This is a genomic window from Pseudomonas sp. N40(2020), assembly GCF_014472415.1.
Taxonomy (GTDB): Bacteria; Pseudomonadota; Gammaproteobacteria; order Pseudomonadales; family Pseudomonadaceae; genus Aquipseudomonas.
Map to the genome: position 1 here is coordinate 15,983 of NZ_JACSZV010000007.1, position 17,991 is coordinate 33,973.

16 protein-coding genes and 4 pseudogenes are annotated in these 17,991 nt (G+C 52.0%); 10 read left to right on the plus strand and 10 right to left on the minus strand.

Annotated elements, in window-relative coordinates; all coding sequences use genetic code 11:
- Nucleotides 1-101 precede the first annotated feature (101 nt).
- From IAI51_RS07240 to cynR, 4 genes and pseudogenes are all read right to left on the minus strand, one after another.
- On the minus strand, nucleotides 102-1,013 hold the full coding sequence (locus IAI51_RS07240; RefSeq protein ID WP_187677847.1) for a LysR family transcriptional regulator: 912 nt from the start codon (nucleotides 1,011-1,013) through the stop codon (nucleotides 102-104).
- Nucleotides 1,013-1,933 carry a LysR family transcriptional regulator gene (locus IAI51_RS07245; RefSeq protein ID WP_109629139.1) on the minus strand — a complete coding sequence of 307 codons (921 nt, stop codon included), beginning with the start codon at nucleotides 1,931-1,933 and terminating at the stop codon, nucleotides 1,013-1,015. Before IAI51_RS07245 ends, IAI51_RS07240 begins: the two co-directional genes overlap by 1 nt.
- A gap of 199 nt (nucleotides 1,934-2,132) precedes the next feature.
- The gene (locus IAI51_RS07250; protein ID WP_187677848.1) at nucleotides 2,133-2,762 is read right to left on the minus strand and encodes a glutathione S-transferase family protein; all 630 of its coding nucleotides are present in this window, start codon (nucleotides 2,760-2,762) and stop codon (nucleotides 2,133-2,135) included.
- A 136-nt stretch (nucleotides 2,763-2,898) separates the two neighbouring features.
- A pseudogene (gene cynR, locus IAI51_RS07255) lies at nucleotides 2,899-3,785 on the minus strand (transcriptional regulator CynR).
- A 331-nt stretch (nucleotides 3,786-4,116) separates the two neighbouring features.
- Here cynR and IAI51_RS07260 point away from each other — a divergent pair.
- Nucleotides 4,117-5,049, plus strand: coding sequence for an alpha/beta fold hydrolase (locus tag IAI51_RS07260; protein WP_222944081.1), 933 nt, complete (start codon nucleotides 4,117-4,119; stop codon nucleotides 5,047-5,049).
- 52 nt (nucleotides 5,050-5,101) lie between these two features.
- On the opposite strand, the pseudogene IAI51_RS07265 reads toward IAI51_RS07260, so the two are convergent.
- The 4 genes and pseudogenes from IAI51_RS07265 to IAI51_RS07280 all read right to left on the minus strand — a co-directional run.
- A pseudogene (locus IAI51_RS07265) lies at nucleotides 5,102-5,671 on the minus strand (glutamate-5-semialdehyde dehydrogenase); the annotation flags it as partial.
- A 205-nt stretch (nucleotides 5,672-5,876) separates the two neighbouring features.
- Complete coding sequence (gene gorA / locus IAI51_RS07270; protein ID WP_187677849.1) at nucleotides 5,877-7,238, minus strand: glutathione-disulfide reductase; 1,362 nt, start codon at nucleotides 7,236-7,238, stop codon at nucleotides 5,877-5,879.
- 814 nt (nucleotides 7,239-8,052) lie between these two features.
- The gene (locus IAI51_RS07275) at nucleotides 8,053-8,370 is read right to left on the minus strand and encodes a hypothetical protein (protein ID WP_187677850.1); all 318 of its coding nucleotides are present in this window, start codon (nucleotides 8,368-8,370) and stop codon (nucleotides 8,053-8,055) included.
- 394 nt (nucleotides 8,371-8,764) lie between these two features.
- Complete coding sequence (locus IAI51_RS07280) at nucleotides 8,765-9,226, minus strand: MarR family winged helix-turn-helix transcriptional regulator (protein WP_187677851.1); 462 nt, start codon at nucleotides 9,224-9,226, stop codon at nucleotides 8,765-8,767.
- 151 nt (nucleotides 9,227-9,377) lie between these two features.
- Here IAI51_RS07280 and IAI51_RS07285 point away from each other — a divergent pair, with 151 nt between their 5' ends.
- The 4 genes and pseudogenes from IAI51_RS07285 to IAI51_RS07300 all read left to right on the plus strand — a co-directional run.
- A complete protein-coding gene (locus IAI51_RS07285) occupies nucleotides 9,378-10,148 on the plus strand; it encodes an alpha/beta fold hydrolase (protein WP_187677852.1) in 771 nt (256 codons plus the stop codon).
- 564 nt (nucleotides 10,149-10,712) lie between these two features.
- Nucleotides 10,713-11,318 (plus strand): SCO family protein, encoded by a 606-nt coding sequence (locus tag IAI51_RS07290; RefSeq protein ID WP_187677853.1) that lies wholly within the window; start codon nucleotides 10,713-10,715, stop codon nucleotides 11,316-11,318.
- A 41-nt stretch (nucleotides 11,319-11,359) separates the two neighbouring features.
- Nucleotides 11,360-11,794, plus strand: coding sequence for a copper chaperone PCu(A)C (locus IAI51_RS07295; RefSeq protein WP_262410313.1), 435 nt, complete (start codon nucleotides 11,360-11,362; stop codon nucleotides 11,792-11,794).
- Nucleotides 11,791-11,954: pseudogene (locus tag IAI51_RS07300) on the plus strand (helix-turn-helix domain-containing protein); the annotation flags it as partial. The gene IAI51_RS07295 and the pseudogene IAI51_RS07300, both read left to right, overlap by 4 nt.
- Nucleotides 11,955-12,262: 308 nt before the next feature.
- Here the strand turns inward: IAI51_RS07300 and IAI51_RS07305 are convergent.
- On the minus strand, nucleotides 12,263-12,820 hold the full coding sequence (locus IAI51_RS07305) for a TetR/AcrR family transcriptional regulator (protein ID WP_187677855.1): 558 nt from the start codon (nucleotides 12,818-12,820) through the stop codon (nucleotides 12,263-12,265).
- A 252-nt stretch (nucleotides 12,821-13,072) separates the two neighbouring features.
- Here IAI51_RS07305 and IAI51_RS07310 point away from each other — a divergent pair, with 252 nt between their 5' ends.
- Nucleotides 13,073-13,435, plus strand: coding sequence for an HPP family protein (locus tag IAI51_RS07310; RefSeq protein WP_262410314.1), 363 nt, complete (start codon nucleotides 13,073-13,075; stop codon nucleotides 13,433-13,435).
- Nucleotides 13,436-13,665: 230 nt separating this feature from the next.
- Here IAI51_RS07310 and IAI51_RS28180 read toward each other — a convergent pair.
- Nucleotides 13,666-14,133: pseudogene (locus IAI51_RS28180) on the minus strand (IS5/IS1182 family transposase); the annotation flags it as partial.
- A gap of 462 nt (nucleotides 14,134-14,595) precedes the next feature.
- Here IAI51_RS28180 and IAI51_RS07315 point away from each other — a divergent pair.
- From IAI51_RS07315 to IAI51_RS07330, 4 genes are all read left to right on the plus strand, one after another.
- Nucleotides 14,596-15,171: a sigma-70 family RNA polymerase sigma factor gene (locus IAI51_RS07315; RefSeq protein WP_222944082.1), complete on the plus strand. Its 576-nt coding sequence runs from the start codon at nucleotides 14,596-14,598 to the stop codon at nucleotides 15,169-15,171.
- Nucleotides 15,168-15,875, plus strand: coding sequence for an anti-sigma factor domain-containing protein (locus IAI51_RS07320; protein WP_187677857.1), 708 nt, complete (start codon nucleotides 15,168-15,170; stop codon nucleotides 15,873-15,875). The genes IAI51_RS07315 and IAI51_RS07320 overlap by 4 nt, the downstream gene beginning before the upstream one ends.
- Nucleotides 15,876-15,949: 74 nt before the next feature.
- Nucleotides 15,950-16,510, plus strand: a complete 561-nt coding sequence (locus IAI51_RS07325) for a fasciclin domain-containing protein (protein ID WP_187677858.1) — start codon at nucleotides 15,950-15,952, stop codon at nucleotides 16,508-16,510.
- 414 nt (nucleotides 16,511-16,924) lie between these two features.
- Complete coding sequence (locus tag IAI51_RS07330; RefSeq protein ID WP_187677859.1) at nucleotides 16,925-17,881, plus strand: ParA family protein; 957 nt, start codon at nucleotides 16,925-16,927, stop codon at nucleotides 17,879-17,881.
- Nucleotides 17,882-17,991: the final 110 nt, after the last annotated feature.

Consider the following 17,991-nt stretch of genomic DNA (forward strand, 5'->3'; position numbering starts at 1 on the left):
GTCGGTTTGTAGCAAAGGTGGTATCAGACACGTTTCCACGCGTAACACTGTAAACCTGGACACATACGGGACACAGCTAGCCAAAGTGGGTCGCTGATCGTTCAAAGAGCATCCGGTAGCATTGCCGGATGTTCGCGCAGCCCCTCGACAATGTAGTCGACAAAACTGCGCACTCTCATCGAGGCCCTACGCCTTTCTCGGTAAACGACATGTACTGGAAGCGCTGGCAGCTCGAAAGGTTGCAGTAACCGGCGCAATCGACCGCAATTCAAATAATCGTAGGCTGGATAACTCAAGCAGCGCGTAAGCCCCGCACCATGAGCAGCCGCATCCATGGCAGCTTGAACAGTGGTGCAACTGACCCGTGATCGGGCCTTAATGGTGTTCTGAATGCCTTGTTTGGAAAACTCCCAGTGGATCTTCTCCCGATAAGCTTGTATGCCAATCAACCGATGACTTTTGAGGTCCTCCGGCTCGGCGGGCACACCATGGGCTTCGAGGTATGCAGGACTGCCACAAACGATCGAACGAACATGGCCAACAGGCCTAGCGATCAACGATGAACTGGGCAAATGTCCCACCAGCACTGCCACGTCAAGACCTTCCTCGTTCATGTTCGGAAAACGATCATGGTAATGAGCGAATACTTTTACTTCGGGATAAACCTCCATGTAATTCGCGAGTAAAGGCGTCATCACATAGCGGCTGAAAAGAAGTGGAAGCAACACGGTCAGATTTCCCTGGGCCTGAACATGAAGGCCTTTCGCAGATGCTTCTGCGTCTTCGATTTCCTTGAGAATGCGGGAGCAATCGGCCATGAATGCCGCACCCGACTCAGTCAACGACACTCCACGAGTGCTTCGCTGCAATAACGGCACTCCGAGACGCGTCTCCAACCGGGCAATCGCGCGAACTACCGTCGGGCCAGAGACATTAAGACGGCGCGCTGCCGCTGCTAGGCTTGGGCGCTCTGAGAACGCTTCAAACATGAGCATTTCATGATAGCGGTCCATCAAAGCGTACTTTTAACAGTGGGTCTAAGCGCTGTATCACATCCCAGACGTTCCGTGAGGAAATCCACAAAGGTACGTACCTTCGCTGGTACGCGAGTGCTCTTAAGATAAACAACCTGGATGGGCAAAGCGGGTGGTTCAAAATCCTGGAGCACTACCTCCAATTCACCGGCCGCTACCTGACTAGCCACCTGGTAGGACAACACACGTGTCACGCCCCAGCCCAAGCAGGCAATATTGATAGCAGCTTGATTAGCGGTCACGACCAACCGCGGATCGAAGCGAAAGCTCAATGCATTCCCGTCATTCTCAAATTGCCAATCACTTAACAAATGGCTCGCGGACGACATAACGATTTTGGCGGAGCTTAATTCGCCAGGGTGGCGGGGCCTGCCGAATCGCTCAAAATAGTCGGGGGTGCCACAAATCACTTGGCGCACCTCGCCAACCTTGATGCCGTGCTGATTATTCTCGTGCAGATGGCCGATACGGATCGCCACATCGATACCTTCATCAACCATGCTCGTCACGCGGTCAACCAGTAACGCGTTGAGATGTACAGAAGGAAATTGATCCAAATACTCAGCTAGCAAAGGCGCAATGTACAACTCACCAAAAAGCACGGGAGCTGTCACAGTCAGATGCCCACATGGAATTGAGTAGCTGCCAGCAGCAGCCTCCTCCGCTTCATCGACCTCACCGAGTATTCGCCGGCAATCATCCAAGTATCGTTGCCCGGCCTCTGTCAAGTGCAGGCTACGTGTGGTCCGTGAGAGCAGCTGAGTGCCGATGCGTTCCTCCATGGCAGCAATGGCACGAGTAACGCTGGGGGGTGAAATATCTAGACGACGTGCGGCGGCGGCAAAGCCTTCTTCTTCAGCCACCGTCATGAATATCTGCATTTCTTGAAAGCGATCCATAGGCGACTCTGCCGTGGCGTAGGGACAGCAAGATCTGACCGCGAGAGCGAGCAGACATAAATGCCAAGAGTGTCGCCAATGGCGACTCGCGCAAACCCTGTCCAGATGACTAGCACGACAGGCAAAAAATTCGAAGACAAATCGCAGACTATCAGCAGAGCTTACCCGGAATGTTTCCCAGGTAGCTCCGTCATTTCGATCAAGCTTGCTGCAAGCCCGTAGCCGTACGTTGCATACCAACGAAATTTGGCAATGCCTCGATACTGCTCAACCAGGCACGGACGTTAGGATAGTCAGTCAGTGCAACATTACCTTCCGGGGCGTGGGACACGTAGGTATAAGCTGCTACATCAGCGACGGTCGGTTTATCGCCAGCCAGGAATTTACTTTTACCCAACTCTTGCTCCATGACCGTGAGCAAGCTGTGGGACTTGCTGATCGCATCTTCCGCATTGTAACCGGCACCGAACACGGTAATCAGTCGAGCCGTAGCGGGGCCTGAGTTGATCTGACCGGCCGCGACTGACAACCAGCGTTGTACTTTTGCTTGCGCCAAGGGATCACTGGGCAGCCACTCACCGTTGCCGTATTTAGCAGCGAGATAGACCAGAATCGCGTTCGAGTCAGCCAGCACGGTGCCGTTATCCTCGATCACCGGTACTTGGCCAAAGCTGTTGAGCGCCAGAAATTCGGGCATCTTGTGCGCGCCCTTCATCAGATCCACAAATATCAACTCCGTTGGCTGGCCGAGCAGTGAGAGCATCAATTCGACGCGATGCGCGTGGCCGGACAATGGGTGACGATAAAGCTTGATTGGTTGTTGGGACATGACGTACTCCGGTTGTTTTTGGATTCGACCCGGTGATCGTGTCGATGGCGTCATCTTGCTCTTCCGTACCAAACAGCGGAATTACCATTATTTACAATCCAGCATTTCACTGGGAGTAATGGTCAGCACTCTATTCTCAGTCCACTGCCGGGGATCCAAGCATCAAATGCATGAACGCGACCGATGCTGCACTGTGGTAGTTATTTTTCCGCCTGAGAATCGACACGCCACGCTGAGACGCCTTGTCGAGCAAGGCTAGTTTGTGCAAAGCGCGATTCTGAGTGGCGATTGGTTCTGGAAGGATGGTGGCAACAGCGGTGTTTCGGATGACTTCCAGCAATGTGTTGACGGAGTTCACCTGGATCTTCACCTTTGGCGTGATTTTCGCCTTGGCGAAGTACTCATCGATACAAACGCGGGTTGCGAAATTAGGAGTCAGCAAAGCAAAATCCAGTTGAGCTATCTGCTCAGACGTCAACGCGCCTTGACAGTCATACAATGGATGAGCGCGCCCGACCATCAGACCCAATGTTTCAACGAAAGCCGGGATTGATTCGATATCGGCGTTTCTCACTTGGTCAAATGCAACAGCAATATCCAGGGAATCATCGACCAGCCTCGTTTCGATGTCGCCCATCGACAGCTCGAAAATCTCCAGATGAATGCTCGGGAATTGCGAGATGTAATCACGCACTAAAGGACCTAGAGACGTACGCGATAAAGGTCGGGGCCATGGCGAGTCTTAATGTGCCACGGGACAAGTCTTTTACGTCATGCAATGTCCGCTTACCCGCCGCCAGTTCCACCAGTACGCGACGGGCACATTCGATGTAGGCCAGTCCGGCATCTGTGGGTCTGACAGTCCGAGATGTTCGATCAAAAAGGCTGACGCCAAGGGTTTCTTCCAGCTGCCGTATCTGTTGCGACAGTGTCGGCTGAGACACATGAAGGACTTCTGCGGCCCGAGTGAAGCCACCGTGGTCAGCTAACTGCCAACAAATACCGCAGATGTCTTAGCAGCATTGGATCACCTAAAGGTTGGGCACGTAATGCATTGTATATCGGACGTTGCGCAGTGATTGGCTGAGCAGGTATCAGCTTATTATTCTCAACCGAGCCTCCCAAAATGCAATGGGCCTTCCGTGAGCACCGATGCCGCGAAGGTGCCCAGCTCTGTTTAGGTACTTAGGTGCCCCTCCTTCTCATTCTTTCACCGGGTGAAATACCGCATTGTCACTGTTAGTCATTCCGCTGACTCAGCGGTTTGCCGAGTATCAGACACAGCGCATAACAACACCAATGCGCTGACCAGATCTCAACGCAGACTAACTCTGCACCCACTGGAGTACCGGTGATGCCCTTACTTAAATACCTCTCCTTTCTCGTTCTGACGATGCTTTTGGGCTTCGGACACGCCCAAGCGGAAATGCCAAAAATGCAGTATCGCCACGTGACGGTCGATGGAGTAAATATTGCTTATCGAGAAATTGGCGAACCCAGCGCCCCCGCCGTATTACTCCTTCATGGAGTGCCCAGCTCGTCTCGTATGTACGATGATCTCATGAAGCATTTGGGTGACCGTTTCCACCTCATTGCTCCGGACTACCCAGGCTTCGGTAATAGTGATGCGCCCCCACCAGACAAGTTCGTCTACACATTTGATCACCTTGCGAAGGTGATGGAGCACTTCACAGATGCAGTCGGGCTCAAACGATACAGCTTGTTTATGCAGGACTACGGCGCTCCCGTCGGTATGCGATTGGCGATGGCGAGGCCCGAAGCCGTAACTTCAATGGTGTTCCAAAATGGCAATGTCTATGCAGAAGGCTTGGGCAAGATGTGGGACAGCCGCAAAGCCTACTGGGCTGATCGCAATGCCTATGAGGCCAAGTTTCAGGCTGCTCATTTATCCCTGGACGTGACTCGCCAGCGGCATGTCGGCAGCGATCCAGACGTCACAGCGTACAACCCCGATTTATGGCAAGACGAAGTGGCATTCCTCAACCGCCCCGGTGAAGGTGCGATTCAAATGGAGCTGATTTACGACTATCGCACTAACCTGGATGCATACCCGGCGTGGCAGAAATGGCTGCGTGAACATCAGCTGCCCACATTGGTTGTCTGGGGCAAGCATGATTTGGCCTTTACCGTTGCAGGAGCTGAAGCTTTTCACCGGGACTTGCCCAATGCTGAGATTGCGATCCTCGACGGCGGACATTTTATTATGGACACCCGGCTGGAAGATGTCGCGAATCTCACTCGAAAATTCCTGATCAAGCAAAAATGAAAAAAATCGCATCCTGATCAGATCAGGGTGCGCTTTATGTTCCTGCTCGACCCTATCGCTTAACCGTTAAATCGTTCTGTGTCATACGACTTTGGATGGTAAATACTCCATCTCCTGAGAGGATGGCGCTACGGGTAAAAAGGCGCCCGCTCTCCCCAATTTGAAAGACCTAGCTCCGGCTTATTGAGCGCGTACTGAACGTCGACCCAGCGAGTAACGCCATTGCCTACAAAAGGTGCGTTGACTGCATTGAAGAATCGCTCTTGCGCTTGATCGTCTTCGCTGATCAGAGACGCTGTAAATTTCGGACTGTATTGATTGAACAGCCCCACCGCGGCATCAAGATCGTCGATGATCTTCAGGCTGACCTCTGGAGTCTCCCCCCACTCCCACTCCCACTCCCGACCCCACTGATCCTCCGGTAGCGACCCAACCAGCGCCTCATCCTGCGGTACACCGCGACGGTAGCGGTTTGCCAGTCCTCTGGCACAACAGATTCGCTTCCCTCAACGATGTGCAATTCGCAACTCTGGCCACGGGCAGTGCCAGCCCGTCTTAGAGCATTGAGAAACACCGGTATTAGCTCGGCTGCGCAATCACGGTGGATCAGACAGACGTTCACCGGGATCTGCAACAGTTCGCCACTGACTTGCTCTACGAGCCGATGGTCACCTAGCCGGAAACGCACGGCCAACTCGGGGCTCACTACGACAGACCACCGGCAAAAGGGATCTGCGTACCAGCGACTAGTTGTTCGAGCGCTAGAGACATGAAGCAGGTTTACCATAAGGACGCCGGCGGAAAGCGCAAATGAATCGCCCCCTCCGTCACCTGCTACTCACCGCTGTACGCAGCGTTACGAATTCCTCCGCAGAGGTCGGATGCACGCCAATGGTGTCATCGAAAAGCCGTTTGGTGGCACCCGCCTTCAGAGCAATCGCTAAGCCTTGGATGATGTCCCCCGCGTCTGGACCGACCATGTGACATCCCAACACTCGATCAGATTCGGCGTCCACTACAAGCTTCATCAGCGTCTGTTCTGTCGACTCGGTGAGGGTCAATTTCATTGGCCGGAAACGGCTCTCGAACACCACTACTTTATGGCCTTGCTCAATCGCTTGCTGCTCGGTGAGACCTACCGTACCAATATTTGGCTGGCTGAACACAGCAGTCGGAATGTTACGATAGTCGACTGGCCGATACTGCTCAGGTTTGAACAAGCGACGGGCAACCGCCATGCCTTCCGCTGTCGCAACGGGTGTTAACTGGACACCACCAATCACATCACCCAGAGCCAAAATCGAAGGTTCGCGAGTTTCGAAATGCTTATTGACGTCAATGTAGCCAGCTTCGTTAAGTTCGACGCGCGTGTTTTCCAGTCCCAGGTTATCTAGCATTGGCCTGCGGCCGGTGGCGTAGAAGATGCTATCGGTTTCCACTTGACTCCCATCCTTGAGCGTCGCGAGCAGGCTCCCATCTGCCTGCTTATCAATTTGGACAATGTCAGTGTTGAACTGCAATTGCAGACCGCGCTTGGTCAACTCTTCTGCTAAATGAGTACGCACTGACTGATCAAATCCTCGCAAGAACAGGTCGCCTCGATACAGCAGCCGAGTATCGGCTCCCAGCCCATTGAAAATGCCAGCGAATTCCACAGCAATATAGCCACCGCCGACCACCAGTATTCGCTTGGGGAGTTGCTTCAGGAAGAACGCTTCGTTTGACGTAGTCGCATGCTCACGCCCCAGAATGTCCGGGATCTCCGGCCAGCCGCCGGTCGCAATCAAGATCCGCTCAGCACTGAAACGCTGGCCGAGTATTTCGACATGATGTGGATCGGATAGACGGGCATGGCCTTCGAACAACGTGACGCCGCTGTTGATCAATAGGGTGCGGTAGATGTCGTTGAGGCGTTGGATCTCACGATTTTTGTTAGAAATAAGCGAAGCCCAGTCGAACTGCGCTTTCCCGGCAGTCCAGCCGAAGCTTTCGGCCTGTTCGAAGTCGTCAGCAAAATGGGCTCCGTAAACCAAAAGCTTCTTAGGGATGCAGCCGACATTTACGCACGTACCACCCAAGTAGCGGCTTTCGGCAACCGCGACCTTTGCGCCGAAACCCGCTGCAAACCTTGCCGCATGCACGCCGCCCGAGCCAGCACCAATGACAAATAAATCGAAGTCGTAGCCCATTTCAGTTCTCTGTAAGGATTGCACAGTACCCGGCGGCCCAAATTCATTAGAGGGGTAACAACCGGAGCTTCAGCGACTGCACCAGTGAGGCACTAAGCCTCAAAAACAAACCATCGCTTGATCGCTGTTGGCACATATCTGTCATGCCTAATCCACTGGTCTCGCTTGCCAAAGCTCCCATGAATTGGGGAAGCAAAAAGCCCGCTTCGTGCTCGCGATGAAGCACGATTGAAGTATCCGGATAGGAGCTGCCAGCGCAGGATTGAGTAGTGCCAAACATTGGAAATATCCCAGTAATGGAGAACGCTGCGACAACTCCAGTGGTCGATCGCTTCTGGGATCAGTTTCACCAACAAAGGCTTGTGAGAGAATGGACAGAGATGTCATGGCTCAATTGTGCAGGATGAAACAATCGTGGCAATAACTTGGGGTCGGCAGCTCGCGCAGAGATGCACAGAGACACACATAGCGATAGGCAGCATGGAATTGCCTGTATGAGTGTCGACAAGCGTACTAACTGGAGCGACTGCATGGGCGGATGGTAATTTCGCTTTTAGCCTCGGGCGGGTTAGCGTGTCCAAGGACTCTGGGTGAGATAAACATGAGCGTTCGGCGAAGTCCTGTCACCTATGCGGACCGGCAAAGAGAACGCGTTTCTTACAGTTCAGAGGCATCCGGTAGCGCGCCTGCATTTCATTCCCTGTAGCGAGCGAGAAGCATCGGTATGGTGCCAACATTGCGCCAGCAACATGCTGTGGGCACCGTTCACGGCTGCTGACACCAACGCCATGTGAAGTAACTCAAGCAAAACTTGTCAAACAGATTCAATTGACACCAGCTCGAAATACTTAAATTTGCGCTTCTTCGCCTCCGTCTTTGCTTGCTGCTCCGCAATAAGGGAACTCAGCGTGCTTGCTTCGAAGGTAAAAGTCTCCGCCTTGCCCTCAAAATCCGTCGTAACACGGAGCGTCACCCTCAACTTGGGTGAGCGAGAGGTCGGTGCCCGCCGGGCTTTCGATACATGCTGCTGATCAGATGTAATCCGCAGATCTTCAGCTTCAGCTTTTGACTCATGGGCCGCCGTACCGAAAAGAGCATGGCGCATTTCTTCTTCACTCAGATTTCCTTTCATGTAGCCGTCTCGTGTACGTCCGCTGGTTGCCCAGTATTAAATTAGGAAAAAGTTCAGCATTTCGACTGAAAGTTTAGTCTTCAGCTCGATGATTTTTGGGTCAACGTCCTAAATCAAGAATCTGGTTAGCTGCCCTTCCCTCTCGGCCGGAGTGAACAATTAATCAAAAACTAGCTATCCGCGCCTTTGCTTGAGTCGTTGAAGCCGGCTCGTTATTATCGCAACTTAAAATGCCGATGTTTTCAGTGTCTAAGTGCATCCAAGAACTTGAAGTCCATTTGCGCGTCCGTCCTATCCGAGCGTTGCCCCTTGAAGTTTCCACGAAAGCGCCGCGGGATTAACACTGATGATCACTAGATTTAATGGATCACTGCATTGCAATTGGAGAATGATGCTATCTCCCCTCAATTAATCGATCACGGATACCTGCAACCGCAGCCTGAATCGCCATGACTTTTTCTATGTTCATTCCCACTGCCGACTGGATGCAGCCCGGGACTTTTAGCGCTTCAGACTTCAACGCCCTACCCATGTCGGTGAGCTTAACCCGCACCTGGCGCTCGTCTTTCGGGTCCCGGCAACGGGTTATGAAACCCGCGTTTTCCAGACGCTTAACCAACGGCGTCAGGGTGCTCGACTCAAGAAACAGTTTGCTGCCCAGATCCTTAATGATCTGATCATCCTTTGCCCACAAGGCCACCATCAGCAAATACTGCGGATACGTGAGACCTATGGCCTCCAGAATCGGCCGATAAAACTGCGTCAGCGCATGGCCTGTTGAGTAAATCGTAAAGCACAAAAACTCATTCAGTGGCGCGAAACCATCGCCGCGAATTTCTGATTCAGACACCTGCATCCTCCCCTCCTACGCGTAAAGACAAAATATTACGTGCACGATTAAATCGCAAGCTATTGACAAAAATTTTTACCTGTCGCACGATTTGTACCGCAGCGATTTGTTAGCGCACAAGGTATATTTCGCCCCTCCCTTACTGGTAGACATTCAAATGAAAAAGATTTTCTCGGGTTTAGCACTCGCAACTGCCTTCGCTACCGCCAGCCTCGCGTACGCCGCTGACGTCAAGCCAACCGTAGTTCTAGTGCATGGCGCTTTTGCTGACTCGTCGAGTTGGAATGGCGTGATGAATATTCTGCAAAAAGATGGCTATACAGTAATCGCAGCAGCGAACCCATTGCGCGGCGTAACAAATGACGCCCAGTCCGTTGCGAGCATCGTCAAAAGCATCAAGACACCCGTTGTGCTAGTTGGGCACTCCTACGGTGGGCCTGTCATTAGCGAAGCTGCCTATGGCAACCAAAATGTGAAGAGCCTGGTTTTCGTCGCTGCATTTGCGCCAGAAGCTGGCGAAACGGCAGCGGAATTGTCGAGCCGTTTCCCAGGCGGCACACTGGGCGCAGCCTTAGCACCCCCTGTCGACCTGGCAGATGGCGGCAAGGATCTATACATCGATCAGGGCAAATTTCACGACCAGTTTGCCGCCGATGTATCCGAGGCTGATGCTCGCCTGATGGCTGCCGGTCAGCGTCCCGTTACCGTTGCAGCTTTGAACGAGGCGGCTACCGAGCCGGCTTGGAAGACCATTCCGTCATGGTTTGTTTACGGCGACAAGGACAAGAACATCCCACCTCAGGCCCTAGCTTTTATGGCTGAGCGCGCAAACTCCAAACAAACAGTTATCGTTAAGGGTGGCTCACACGTTGTCATGGTGTCCAATCCGAAGGCTGTCGCCAACCTGATCGAAAAAGCAGCAAAGTAAAAACTTGGTAACTGCTATGAGGTTCGGCCGTTGGCAACTATCTGAATGCCCAATAGCTCTATCCACTCTAGAAACCGTAAAACCTAAGGCGCCTAAAATATGGGTTTTAACTCAGCAATCAGATTCTTTACAGCAAGTAATTTTCGTTAAACTCGCTCCTTCTGCATTTATTTAGCCCGCGCTTCCACGCGGGTTTTTCTTGCCTATCGCGTCGGAACTTGTATCTCCTTCTGTCTGATCCGCATATTTTTTTGAGATCTGACGCTGTACCAAAAAAAGCCCTGCGCCAACAATGAGCCGAATATTTTCTAAAGCGGTTTATCTCAATGCCCATCAAATGGCCGTTACGCAGCGATTCAACAACACAAACTTGGTTCCGGCGAGTGGATAGCATTAACCTGAGAGGTTCGTTGTCTAGCTACACGTTTTAACGGATCTTCTAGCACATATGCTCGTCGCGTCGGCATACATGAGCGCCCGTAGTCAAAAGGTTAACTCCCACACTCCAGTTTCGACTGATCTACCAGCCGCTGTGTGAATCAAGCGGCTGCAAAGGATGCATTCATGAATACGTTATTAAGTCGTCGCAAGATCCTATGTGGTATGAGCGTGTTAAGCCTTGGCATGCTCGCCGGTTGCGAAAACGGCAGCAAACTGTCATTCAAGTATGGAAAGGATCTTAGCGACAAGATTATGGGACGAACCTTTAAACTGAAGGACGCCCAGGGTGAGACGAGGTTGCTAACCAGCTATCGCGGCTTGATGCCGATGATTTTCTTCGGCTTCACCCAGTGCCCCGCGGTCTGCCCAACAACGTTAGCCCGCGCGGCACAGGCCAAAAAACTGATGGGCCGCGATGGCGATAGGCTGCAAGTGATCTTCATTACTTTGGACCCTGAACGCGACAAGCCAAAAATGCTAGATGCTTACGTCAAGTCGTTTGACCCGAGCTTCGAGGCATTGCACGGTACCTTGGAGGAAACCGCCGCCGTTGCCAAGGAGTTCGGTGTTTTTTTTGAAAAGGTTCCTAGTGGAACGAGCTACACCATCTCCCATACCGCCACCAGTTTTGTTTTCGACTCCGTAGGCAGCTTAAGACTGGGGCTATCGCCGTCACTTACCGCTCAAGAATTTGCTGAAGATCTGCTCACCGTTATGGCGGTTTGCTGATGCCAATCAAAATTACAAACATTCCAATTTTGAAAAATTTGATGAGGCTGCTTTTCGGTTTTTCATTGACGGGCTTGGCCGGGCAGGTAACGGCCGAAATTCAAGTAAAGAATGCTTGGGTCCGAGCAACGGTCGCGGGACAACAGTCATCCGGCGCATTCATGACTTTAACAGCGAGCAGAGACAGCAAACTGTTGAGCGTACAATCAGCAGTTGCACCGACTGTACAAATTCATCAGTCAAGCATGAAAGACGATGTGATGAGCATGCATCAAGTTGAGTACGTCACACTGCCAGCTGGAAAACCGGTCAGCTTAGAACCCCATGGCTACCATGTGATGCTACTTGAGCTAGAAGCGCAAATAAAGAAAGGCGATACCGTGCTGTTGACGATGATCGTGGAAAACGCTGACGGTGAATTAGATAGTGTTGGCGTCGAAGCAGAGGTTAGGTCACTGGACACAGATAATCTTTGACCCAAGTTCGGATGGAACTAGCCTTTAGCCTCCTAAAAATTCACATTTGGGATTAAGCGACATTGCATCTCAGGTGGGGTATCAGTCCCAATCGGCTTTCAGCAAAAAATTCAAGGAGACATACGGCGAAGCACCGGGGCGCGTGATACGCGGAATGTAACTTTACGACATGTCCATATGCCGGAAAAATTAGGACATTTACTGACCTCGCGCAGCTCGCGAAACGGAAAAGCTATCCTCAAACATTCAGCATTTCGACTTGGTCTGCGTTAGAGCCAGAACATTTAAACGCTCGCCAAATCAAAGCGAGCGCGTCTGTGTTAAATCCGAAATTTATCGGCACGTTAGCATGTGATGATTTTTGCAGCGGGCTCAGTCCGAATCTGAATGCCTGTAGCTCTGAACAGCGCTTTTACTCAGCATCGGCCAAAAGTAGCATCCCCGATGGGCTCGTACCCCCTTAAGAAGCTACTTTTCGAATTGCCTGGCGGTGAGCATCAACGTCATCTCTCGTGCCGCATCAATGACATCCTTCGAGGATCCATTTACCTGACATGTAACGATTAACCCTTCTCCGATCAAGAATAACTGTCGCGCTGCTGATGACGGCTGCTTAAGCTTTGCATGGGTACAGATTTCTTCCAGATAAGTGAGTAACTGTTGCTTATGCAGCTTTGCCAAGATGTGCGGTTGATCGGTCTGGACGCTGTACTCAGCTGAAGCATTGATGAAGGCGCAACCATGAAAGTCAGGCTCTTGAACCCATGCAGCGATGAAATCGATGTATGCCAGTGGCCGCTGCGGATCGGAAACCGCTTCAACCACTTCTCTTATTTTCGCCATGAACTCGGCATCTCGAAGCTTTAAAGCAGCCTCGACGAGATGTTCTTTGCTCGGGAAATGGCGATATAGCGTCTTCTTGGTTACCCCAGCAACTTGGCTTAACTGTTCCACCCCGGTGGCGTGAAAACCCTGGCAGTAAAATAATTTCAGAGCGGACTCAGTAATAGTGTCGGATGTGCTCATTTCCTCGGGCCTCGTGCAGGTCTGCATGAAGTGTAAACCGATCGGTTGACATAAGGGTATACCGTTCGGTATCTTTTTTGGCAAACCACACAACCAGTCCTAGAGTTAACTACCATGCCAATCCCTCCTCTGCTCAAATCGAATGCACCACCAGCACCGTCTCTTCGTTTTACTTTGTTGTCATTCAGCGGAGCGGTCATCACTATCGGGGCAACAGGTTGGCTTAGCCATATTTCCGGAGTGCCTTGGCTGATGGCCTCCTTTGGCGCGAGTTGCGTACTTGCTTTCGGGATGCCTGAGTCACCGCTGGCCCAGCCTCGCAGCATTATCGGCGGACACTTGGTGTCAACCCTAATCGGGCTTCTAATTCTGAGCACCCTTGGAAGTTCATGGTGGGCAGGCGCACTGGCCGTGGGACTCGCATTGGTGGCCATGCAACAAACACGCACTCTGCACGCCCCAGCAGGTGCTAATCCGTTGATTGTGCTCGCCGCGGGCGCACCTTTTAGCTTTTTAGTCACGCCAGTATTGACTGGGTCAATCGTGATCGTCGTGGTCGCCTCGTGTCTAAACAATATACGTAGTCGAGGCAGCTATCCTAAATATTGGATGTAAGCTGGCCCAGCTCGCTGGGGACCATTGCTCAGGTTGCGCAAGCAATTTCAATGAGAGATGACTGCTTTGGGTCTAGGTTGTGTAAAAACGTCAGATTGGGTTTTCTAAATCGATGCTAAGACACCGTGCTCGCGTTTCGCAAACTGAGCAACATCATGACCTTTCCAGGGACAGTTAAAACGGCTCACTAACCCCTTAAAGCCCTTTGGCCTAGATAAATAGACTGATTTTTAAGCGGTTAATGCTTTCATCGAGCCAGTGCTGCCGATGATTTTCTGGACCAGTTTCAGGTTGTAGGCGAGCCCATTTAACCCTATCACACTGTACTCCCCCCGCTAAACTTTCGTATGAGGAAATGCATCGCACCATCCATTGGTTGAGCGTCCCAAAGGGATGCTCAACCGTCTACTTTCGGATCAGCATCATCTCAGGACCGTTGCTCAGCCTGTTCTGCATTTCACCAAAACGGCTTCATGCGCCAATAGCCGAACTCGACGTTGCTTGCTCGATGTGCGTTTCTATTTCAGCGCGAATCCTTGGCAGTTAGAAAATCCAGTACCGGTGCAACATCAGACTTTTTCAATGCTGGAAAAGCGCGAGATCAACGCCTTTACAGCGGGACCAATGTTTTCGTTTTTCGCTGTATCATAGATGAAGGCATCGTTGTTGAAACTTCCGTCCGCTTCAAACCCAGAGGTCTGGCCGGCGATTCGTTGAGCTGAATTTCAACTGTTACAACTCTTTCATTTGAGCATTGAAATTGTCGCTTTTCTCATGCAGACGAGCAACCTTGGACTGTGCGATCGGGGGTTCTGGGCGATCGGCTTCGTCGAGTATGCTGTCAGATATCCATGAATACTCGATTCAATTACTTCCATTCGCCGTTGCAATCTACCGCTAGTGAAATTGCGAGCGCGGTTGTTGATGGCTTGGAGTTTGCTGCATCGATCGCACCCAGAACTCTCTGAACAGTCCTAACTAATGACACAGCACAACGAACTGGAGTCAAACGCCTCAATAGGGCTTGCTACTGGATTTTTCGGAAGCTGGCAGTGGTCTTAAGGCACAACAACAAACGCCGATCTGCGTTGTAAAAACATTCACGACAGTAGAAACAAAAAAAAACTACATTTGCTGCAACCACTGAAGGAACTGGCCATTTGACAATCACACCGAATGCACCGGACTTCACCGAAATCGAATCTAAGGCCAAGGCTCTAAACATCCTGATGCAGGCCTGCGGCACGGGAAATCGGCTTGCTTTCGAGGCCCTGTATCAAGCTACTTCGGCTAGGCTGTTCGGCATCTGCCTGCGCTACTTAGGTAACCGAGCTGAGGCTGAAGAGGTGCTTCAGGAGGTCTACATCATGGCGTGGGTAAAGGCGTCTAGCTTCGATCCACGATTGGCTAGTGCGATTACCTGGCTAGCGACTATGGCCCGCCACAAAGCCATCGACCGACGGAGATCCCACCATCGTCAGGAACCAATCGAAACGATCTACGATTGGCCCACGCAAGATACGGTCGTGGACACCGTCGAGCGGGAGCAACAGGGGAGCCAGCTAGAGCGATGCTTGGAGACATTGGAAGAAGTTCAGCAACGCTATATCCGCGTGGCTTTCTTCGAGGGTTACTCCTATGCCGAGCTGGCCGAGCGCTACAGCATTCCGCTAGGCACGATGAAAAGCTGGATCCGTCGCGGACTGCTTCGACTGCGCATGTGCCTTAGCCTATGAACGAGAACGAATTGCCTCCGGACGATGACCCTGACATGTTGATCGCGGAGTACGTGCTAGGCGTATTGACCCGAGAAGAACGTGATCGGGTTCAGGCCATGGCGGCTCTGAACCCGCATTATCAAAGCACGATTGCGGCATGGCAGCATCACTTCGCCGAGTGGATTGCGCAGGTGCCTGAGTCTAATCCGCCGGCAGACAGCTGGTGTGCCATCGAGCAGCAACTGTTCCCAAGTGAGACCAGCCCACAACCAAGGTCTACTGGCTGGTGGAATAATCTAAGATTCTGGCGCTGGACAGCGACGGCGCTGGCCGCCGGGCTGCTGGTTACAGTTTTCATCCTTCAGCCGCCGGTACCAAATACGAGGCCGGCGATGCTAGCTCGTCTGGAACAAAGCAACGGCTATACGCTGTTCACTGCGACGATTAATCTCGATGGTCGAAGTGTGCTATTCGTCCGGACTCGCTCCGCCGACTGGGAGAACAAGAGTGCTCAGGCATGGGTCATCTCCACCGATGGTAAACCCCACTCACTGGGCCTACTGCCGGCCAATGCCGCCGTGACCTTGAGCGTACCGTCGGAACTTGCTGCCACTCTTGGCGATGGCGCGGTGCTCGCCGTCTCCCTAGAGCCTTTGAACGGCTCGCCTACTGGGCTGCCGACCGGACCGGTCATTGCCAAAGGAAAAATTTCGTCACTTTGATGCATCCGTTTTCAGGCCTGCTCCGTACATTTATCACCTTCATCCGAAGGACCAAAGAATCTAGGAGAAGCATAATGCTTACTATTGTTCAACGCATCGCCGCTGCCAGCTTCGCTGCCCTCTGTCTCGCTGCGTCACCCGGCTTTGCAGCCGATCCCGTCATGGTGGGTGGTGCCCCCATGTATTCAAACAAGACAATTGTCGAGAATGCCGTCAACTCGAAAGACCATACGACCCTAGTGGCGGCGGTCAAAGCCGCCAGCTTGGTGGACACGCTCAATAGCAAAGGCCCATTCACCGTCTTCGCGCCAACCAACGAAGCCTTTGCGAAATTGCCCGCCGGCACCGTCGAAACGCTGGTCAAACCGGAAAACAAGGCAGATTTGACGAAGATATTGACGTATCACGTGGTTGCCGGTACTCACAGCGCGAAACAGTTGATCGCGGACGCCAAGACGAACGGCGGTAAAGTTGTGTTGAAAACTGTGCAAGGTGAATCACTCACGATCATGGCGCAAAATGGGGAACTATCGGTGATGGACGCTAAAGGTGGCAGAAGCGCGGTTAGCATTGCAGACGTCATGCAGTCCAACGGCGTTATCCATGTGATTGATTCAGTGCTAATTCCGAAGTAGCTGCTGCTAACCACGCGGGCATTATCCATGTCCCCTTAAGGCGAGGTTGTGTGAAAACGCGCTAAATAGGTCAAAAATCGACAGTCGCACAGTAGCGACTTCAAGCGGCCACAACCTCCCTTTCCCCAATTTTGGCCATCTTCCCTTCAGAGGTACGCCGATCCAGTCATACGTAAATGCCTATCGCTAAACCATTTCACGGCTGACATATTTGAGAATCCTTCAGGCACCCAATGATAGAAGTCGGCCGATCTTTGTAGTTGTTCCTGCATCAACAGCGTAAGCGAGGTAGGCCTCATTCACTGGCTGCGTTGCCCACGGTGATTTCAATGGAGGCTATCATCACAACCACTGGAGATAATCGACTCGATGTCATTTGATCCAAACTAGAATTCGTTGACGCGAGATCGATCGATGATAGATTCACTTCTGCTAAAAAAATCAATGAAATATCTCGGACTAAGCGCCGCCGCCTTAGCCAACCAATTCAGCGAATTTCGTCGAACCAGCAAATGCACGGAAGTTGAAAACATAGGTCGATGGCTAAGTGGTTTGGACCCGGTCGACTCATCGCTAATGGACTGGGTGACGAAGCTGGTGCGCAACAAAATGCTTAGCCAAAAGCAGCGTCTCGTTCACATGCCGTCAAGTAAGGGATTGATGATTGCGGTCGCGAGCCCAAAGAGTGGAGTAGGCAAAACTACGGTTGCCAAAAATCTTGCGGTCATCGCCAAATTTTCGCTGAACATGAAGACGACCTTGGTTCAGGCTACTGCTCCTGAGAACAAGGAAATCGTCTCCGGCGAGCTTGAAGAAATGCAGGACTTACGCATCAATTGCGCAAGATTGGCTCCAGATGATGTGTTGGCCTGCAAACCAGAAGCTGGCGAAGTCGTGATCATCGACGTCTGCGCAGACCTCGCTGCCGAAAGCATTGGCATAACACCGAAACATGAAGCTTTCCTGCTTCTATTACAGCCGGATATGTACTTGGTACCAGCTGACTTTGATAGGCCCCAGGAGAGCGCAGCGAGCGCGCTCCTTGTTCAAGCTGGTGTGATGCAAGGCCCAATTCAGTTGCTCCATCGCCCTCGTTACATGAGGACAGATACCGCTGCCAGAGTGGGCTACGCCGGACTGGATGTTAGCAGCGAGATATTCTGTCCATTCTTTATCCCTCAAACTATTTCAGGCAAGAATACGCGCCCTCGACGCCCATTTGAACGATGGCAAGATGAAGACCAGGAAGGCCACTTTAATAACCTTTTTGAACATCTGGTCTGTCGCTTAGGCGGCGCTGTTAAAGACCCGCGTTCATTAAAAAGTGATATGCAATTCATGAGTTTGAAGGAGCTTATGGACTTGAGGTGAAATTGGTTGGCCCCGCAAAGAACGGGAGCGCAACGACCACCAAGACCACCACCCGCTGGACTCATCCCACCTAAGCGGGTATTGACCGAGGCCTACGCCCCGAATGAGCC

What these genes read in the sequence shown, in the direction of transcription:
- IAI51_RS07240 (WP_187677847.1), bottom strand. Translation starts at nt 1,013, where the DNA reads ATGGACCGCTATCATGAAATGCTCATGTTTGAAGCGTTCTCAGAGCGC.
- IAI51_RS07245 (WP_109629139.1), bottom strand. Translation starts at nt 1,933, where the DNA reads ATGGATCGCTTTCAAGAAATGCAGATATTCATGACGGTGGCTGAAGAA.
- IAI51_RS07250 (WP_187677848.1), bottom strand. Translation starts at nt 2,762, where the DNA reads ATGTCCCAACAACCAATCAAGCTTTATCGTCACCCATTGTCCGGCCAC.
- IAI51_RS07260 (WP_222944081.1), top strand. Translation starts at nt 4,117, where the DNA reads ATGCCCTTACTTAAATACCTCTCCTTTCTCGTTCTGACGATGCTTTTG.
- gorA (WP_187677849.1), bottom strand. Translation starts at nt 7,238, where the DNA reads ATGGGCTACGACTTCGATTTATTTGTCATTGGTGCTGGCTCGGGCGGC.
- IAI51_RS07275 (WP_187677850.1), bottom strand. Translation starts at nt 8,370, where the DNA reads ATGAAAGGAAATCTGAGTGAAGAAGAAATGCGCCATGCTCTTTTCGGT.
- IAI51_RS07280 (WP_187677851.1), bottom strand. Translation starts at nt 9,226, where the DNA reads ATGCAGGTGTCTGAATCAGAAATTCGCGGCGATGGTTTCGCGCCACTG.
- IAI51_RS07285 (WP_187677852.1), top strand. Translation starts at nt 9,378, where the DNA reads ATGAAAAAGATTTTCTCGGGTTTAGCACTCGCAACTGCCTTCGCTACC.
- IAI51_RS07290 (WP_187677853.1), top strand. Translation starts at nt 10,713, where the DNA reads ATGAATACGTTATTAAGTCGTCGCAAGATCCTATGTGGTATGAGCGTG.
- IAI51_RS07295 (WP_262410313.1), top strand. Translation starts at nt 11,360, where the DNA reads ATGAGGCTGCTTTTCGGTTTTTCATTGACGGGCTTGGCCGGGCAGGTA.
- IAI51_RS07305 (WP_187677855.1), bottom strand. Translation starts at nt 12,820, where the DNA reads ATGAGCACATCCGACACTATTACTGAGTCCGCTCTGAAATTATTTTAC.
- IAI51_RS07310 (WP_262410314.1), top strand. Translation starts at nt 13,073, where the DNA reads ATGGCCTCCTTTGGCGCGAGTTGCGTACTTGCTTTCGGGATGCCTGAG.
- IAI51_RS07320 (WP_187677857.1), top strand. Translation starts at nt 15,168, where the DNA reads ATGAACGAGAACGAATTGCCTCCGGACGATGACCCTGACATGTTGATC.
- IAI51_RS07325 (WP_187677858.1), top strand. Translation starts at nt 15,950, where the DNA reads ATGCTTACTATTGTTCAACGCATCGCCGCTGCCAGCTTCGCTGCCCTC.
- IAI51_RS07330 (WP_187677859.1), top strand. Translation starts at nt 16,925, where the DNA reads ATGATAGATTCACTTCTGCTAAAAAAATCAATGAAATATCTCGGACTA.